We start from the raw sequence: 5,465 nt of genomic DNA on the forward strand, positions 1-5,465 counted from the left end.
CTCTATAATAATAGTAATAGCCAATAATTAGATAACAAACCTAGTACAAAAAAATCTTTTAGTAACTAATATATTAAATCAAACATATTATGATTATGCAACTACCTATTGCCATTGGCACAATTCTACAAAACCGCTATCGCGTGATTAGTATTTTAGGTCAAGGCGGATTTTGTCGTACCTATCTAGCAGAAGATACAGGTCGTTTTAATGAACGTTGCGCCCTCAAAGAATTTATTCCCCAACAGACAAATGCTAATGCAGTAGCAAAATCTCAAGAACTATTTTCTCGCGAAGCAACAATTCTTTACCAAATTCAACATCCCCAAATTCCCAAGTTTAGAGCTACCTTTGAGGAAAATCAACGCCTCTTCTTATTACAAGATTACGTCGAAGGCAAAACCTATCGCACTATATTACAAGAGCGTCAAGTGACAAATAGTTTGTTGTCAGAAGTAGAAGTGCTAACCTTTTTAAGACAAATGTTACCCGTATTAGCTCATATTCACAATTTTGGCATCATTCACCGAGACATATCTCCAGACAATATCATTAGGCGTGAAAGCGACCAAATGCCAGTATTGATAGACTTTGGTGTAGTTAAAGAAATAGCCACAAAAGTTCAATCTCCCGACTTAACTGTACCTTTGACAAATGTAGGCAAATTTGGCTACGCTCCCTGGGAACAAATTCAATTGGGAAGAGCAACAGCAAATAGCGATCTATATGCTTTGGCAGTTACGACAGTTGTACTATTGACTGGAAAAGAACCCCAAGAATTAATCGATCAAACTACATTAACCTGGAATTGGCAACGGTGGGTAACAGTTAGTTCAGGGTTAGCTGAAATTATCGAGAAAATGTTAAGTCGTCAACCAGGCGATCGCTTCCAGTCTGTCACTGAAGTAGGACAAGCTTTGTCAACATTACCTGGTGTAAAATTTCAGCATTTACCTACTATTAACCAAGAACAAAATAACTTTTCTCCTTCCCAAGAAGTGACAGTAGGTGGAACTCAAAATCACAATACTAATAATGATAATGATAGCTTTTTTGATAATCATAAGTGGGGTGCAACTGCATTAGTGGCAATATTAGTTGTATTATGTGGGGTAGCTTCTTGGGGTGGAGTGAATTTTATCCTCAAGCGCAGACAACAACAACCTCAACTTGAGGAAGCAACTGAAATTAATCCCATACCAGTACCAACTTTACCAACTATCCCCCCTACTCCATCATCCCCATCTCCAACAGCTACATCAACATCATCACCATCACCTACGGTAACACCACCACCAATTGTTCCTGCACCATCCCCAACACCAGAAATAACAGTGACACCATTACCCACACCCTCTGCTATTTCTGAAACTCCACCAAAATTAGTTACCTCTGAGGAACGTCTCAATATATTGCCTGGGGAACCTATATCTATTGAGGGTAATTTGAAAGGGAATGAAACTATTAACTATATAATTTCTGGTAGTCAGGGGCAAAATTTGAATTTATTAGTGACAGGGGAAGGGGTATTAATGAGTATATTGGGAGCAGATGGGGGAGCAATAGATGAAGTTTCAGAGCAAGTATCTATTTGGAAAGGAAAGTTGCCCACAGATGGTGACTACAAAATAATTCTCACTCCTTTACCTGGTTTACCTGGTACTGACTATAAATTAGATATTAATTTAATTAATCCCATACCTAAATTTACTCCTACTGCAACTCCAGAAGCAACAGACTCACCTGTACCTACTACTATTCCAGAAGTAATAGACTCACCTGCACCTACTGCAACTCCAGAAGCAACAGACTCACCTATACCTACTACTGCTCCAGAAGCAACAGACTCAACTGTACCTACTGCAACTCCAGAAGCAATAGACTCACCTGTACCCATACCACTCAATAAACCTTCTAAGAAACAGATATTAAAACAATTTCCCATATCAACCCCACTTGAAAAACTCAATAAATCTCCAAAGAAACAAACAGCGACTCCAGAAGCAACGGAAACACCATTACCAACTGTTACAGAATAAACTTCATTGGAGGAGTCAGGAGGGAAGAGGAGGGAATTTAAAGCTATACAGATATGATATTTACCTAAAAAAAATTTAGCAGAAATTACAGCAATTTCGGAGTTAGTGAGGTACAAAATTTTTTTATTTGTTAAAGACTGGAAGTCTATTAGTAATTCTGGTAACACAAGCATCCTGCTTGTTACAGGCTGGAAGCCTGTGTTACAAATAAGCATCCTGCTTGTTACAGGCTGGAAGCCTGTGTTACAAATAAGCATCCTGCTTGTTACAGGCTGGAAGCCTGTGTTACAAATAACTGTACCTCACCATCCTCAAAAGTGCTGTAAGTCAACGAAACTTAGTATAATTTTAACTTGAACAGGACTTATAACCAGAAAAAATCAGGTATGTTTATCAACAAATTTACAGCTTTAATCATAACTGTGTTTTTAGGGCTAATATGTTTACTAATCAATCCTATGTCAGCACAAGCTGTAACATTTCCATGTAGCGCAGGTGAATTAGTTACAAACCCTGCTAATAGACACAATTATTGCTTAACAAATCCTGCTAAATGGACGGAAGCAGAGGCAGAAGCAATAGCAGTAGGAGGTAATCTCATAACGATTAATAATCAAGCTGAACAAGATTGGGTATTGCAAACATTCGGTAACACAAACCACTATTGGATCGGTTTCACTGATGAGAACATTGAAGGTAATTTTGAGTGGGTTAGTGATACAACAAGTTCCTATGAAAATTGGCTACCCGGTGAACCCAATAACGGTTACTCTTACGCTAACCAGAATTACGCAACGATGAACTGGAATGAAAAAGGTAGTTGGAACGACTTGAATAACAACGGTGTTTGGTCTAATTGCGATAATACATCTCAATTTCCCGATCAAGATAACTATGTTGACAATCCTGCTTCTGCTTGTGAGAGTGGGTTTCTGCCTCTAGCTGGTATTGTAGAAATCGAAACGACAGGCGCTTTAATTCAAGGGATGATCTGGAATGACATTAATGGTGATGGCGATCGCGATAATGGCTTAGAAATTCCTGTTGCCAATGTTAAAATTTATCTAGATTTGAATCAAAATGCGGCGCTTGACGATGATGAACCCACCCAGACAACAAATTCTGATGGCGAATACATATTTACTGCTTTGGAAGCAGATACTTATATTGTGCGAGAAGTTAACCCCACCGGGTTTAAGCAGACTTATCCNAATGGTGATGGCGATCGCGATAATGGCTTAGAAATTCCTGTTGCCAATGTTAAAATTTATCTAGATTTGAATCAAAATGCGGCGCTTGACGATGATGAACCCACCCAGACAACAAATTCTGATGGCGAATACATATTTACTGCTTTGGAAGCAGATACTTATATTGTGCGAGAAGTTAACCCCACCGGGTTTAAGCAGACTTATCCTGCTAAGGAAACTAAACCAGGTAATGGATATGCTGATGTAATTTTAGATTTCTCGGATAGTGGTGCAGGACCAATTCCCGGGCCTTATGGGATTAATGGCGGTTTGCCAGAAGTGTTAGCAAAAAAACGATACAATATTGAAGTTGTTAGTCCAGATGTTGTTTTAGGAGCGCCTCCACCAAGTCCGATAATTGTGAAAAATCCTGAAGTAGACTTTCTGACTTTACCAAGAGGTGCTTCAGTGACAGTAGGATTTAATGATGAGATGATTATTGATGGTCCTGGTGATGATATCTTGATTCATACTGTAGATCGACGTTTTGCAGCTAATGAAAATGCGGATATTTTTGTGAGTGCTGATGGAATTAACTTTACATTTCTAGGAAGGGTAAATGCTAGGGGTCGTCTGAATTTAGATTTAGCTTCGATTAGATTTAGTGAGGCTGTTAAAGCACTTAAGGTTGTTGGAGTAGATCAATTAGGTGGTATACCAGGTTTTGATTTAGTTAGTGTGGAAGCTTTGCCAGGTAGTGTTAGTTATCCTGAGTTTCATACTATTACTCTAGAGGAAGGGGCAACCGTTGAGAATATTAACTTTGGTATAGTGCTATGTCCAAGTCAAAAGTCAAAAGTCAAAAGTTAAAAGTAAGATTTTGTAGTTCATTATTGTAGTCTAGTAGGGTGCGTGAGACGGCTAAGATTTAGACTATGAAAGGTATTTAACCATCCGTCCTAACGCACCATTGAATATGTATCAGTTGGTCTAGTAAGGTGCGTTAAATCATTGGGGGCGGGTTTATCCAATTTTAGGTGAAAACTCATTAATTTAAGGGAGAAACCCGCCCCTACTATTGCAACAAAGCCATGAAACAGTCTACTACAAAAGGTACAAGAGCTTAGTCAAAGCAAGAATTTAACTTCTGACTTTTAACTTCTGACTTTAGCTATAATGCTCCAGTGTTTCTAATAATTTTTGTTTGATGCGCGATCGCAATTTTTCTGGAGATACCACTACACAGTCTGCTCCATACTGAAGCACTTCTCGGAAAAACCAAAACGTATTAGATACTCGTCTGACTACTCGTCGCACTCGTTTGTCACCTTCTAACCATTCTGGAGGGATAATATCATTAGACTTTGATTTATAAGCAAAAGCTAATCCTCTAAGCAAGTGCATTTCTACCTCAATATAATCTAAACTGGGCAACCATTTCCCATCTATCGGTACAATGGCAGTTTCGGGAAGACGATCTAAACGCAGACTCCAGTTGTGCATTAGTTCCGGTATATCTAAGTTGCCTTCGGTTTCCTCACACCAACATTCTAAATATTCCCGTTTCTCGCGGTGGTTAATTTCTGCATGACGAACAGTGAAATTCCACAGACGACTTGCTGCATCCTGATACGATAACTGAAAAGGTTGTTGGCGACGGATATAACTATCAATTTCTAAACGCCAGGGAGGGGGTGAGTTATCTAAAAATTTTTCTATTTTTTGACGCTGGGGTATTGACAGTTCGCTACGTTCTAATAATAAGTTAGCAATAATTTTAGCTTCTTCAATTTTGCCTCCGTCAGTCAAAATTCCCACTATTTTGACTAGGATTTTAATGCGTAATTCTGACCAGTTATTGTTAGGGGCAATTTTGAGTTGACGACGAGCGATCGCTTCTATTAATCCAGAAATATTTGCACGTTCTCCCCACAGATAACCCCATTCTTGGGCCAGGGTTAACAATTCTGTTTTGTCTCTCTCGGAAATGGACAAAGTGATGGACTTACCTTTTCGACTCATTTTATACGGACACTTTTTAAGTATATATCTTGCATATTTCTATTTTCAGGGATTATTATAGGAATATCAATAAGTAACGGACACTTTATCAAGAAGGATAATTTACTTAAAGATTGGGTAAATAGTTTTATTGCGTATATCGCAATAGGAATTTTTGCTTAGTTTGATTTGGGAGAAAATAGTGAATGTTTTTTATTGCGTATATCGCAATAGG

General features: G+C 38.5%; 3 protein-coding genes and 1 pseudogene. 3 read left to right on the top strand and 1 reads right to left on the bottom strand.

Annotated features, from left to right (window positions below; genetic code table 11):
* The first annotated feature begins 89 nt into the window (after nucleotides 1-89).
* The 3 genes and pseudogenes from AFK68_RS12605 to AFK68_RS44965 form a co-directional block, all read left to right on the top strand.
* Nucleotides 90-2,039 (top strand): serine/threonine-protein kinase, encoded by a 1,950-nt coding sequence (locus AFK68_RS12605; RefSeq protein ID WP_168186436.1) that lies wholly within the window; start codon nucleotides 90-92, stop codon nucleotides 2,037-2,039.
* 458 nt (nucleotides 2,040-2,497) lie between these two features.
* On the top strand, nucleotides 2,498-3,249 hold a 752-nt coding region (locus tag AFK68_RS44960; RefSeq protein ID WP_371357358.1), incomplete at its 3' end, for an SdrD B-like domain-containing protein.
* Between the two features lies 1 nt (nucleotide 3,250).
* Nucleotides 3,251-4,099 (top strand): annotated as a pseudogene (locus AFK68_RS44965) (SdrD B-like domain-containing protein); the annotation flags it as partial.
* A gap of 297 nt (nucleotides 4,100-4,396) precedes the next feature.
* On the opposite strand, the gene AFK68_RS12620 reads toward AFK68_RS44965, so the two are convergent.
* Entirely contained in the window at nucleotides 4,397-5,251 is an 855-nt protein-coding gene (locus AFK68_RS12620) for a WYL domain-containing protein (protein ID WP_094673117.1), read from the bottom strand.
* Between the last annotated feature and the right edge of the window lie 214 nt (nucleotides 5,252-5,465).

The organism is Hydrocoleum sp. CS-953, assembly GCF_002260545.1.
In the GTDB taxonomy this organism is placed as follows: Bacteria; Cyanobacteriota; Cyanobacteriia; order Cyanobacteriales; family Microcoleaceae; genus Trichodesmium.

What these genes read in the sequence shown, in the direction of transcription:
- AFK68_RS12605 (WP_168186436.1), top strand. Translation starts at nt 90, where the DNA reads ATGATTATGCAACTACCTATTGCCATTGGCACAATTCTACAAAACCGC.
- AFK68_RS12620 (WP_094673117.1), bottom strand. Translation starts at nt 5,251, where the DNA reads ATGAGTCGAAAAGGTAAGTCCATCACTTTGTCCATTTCCGAGAGAGAC.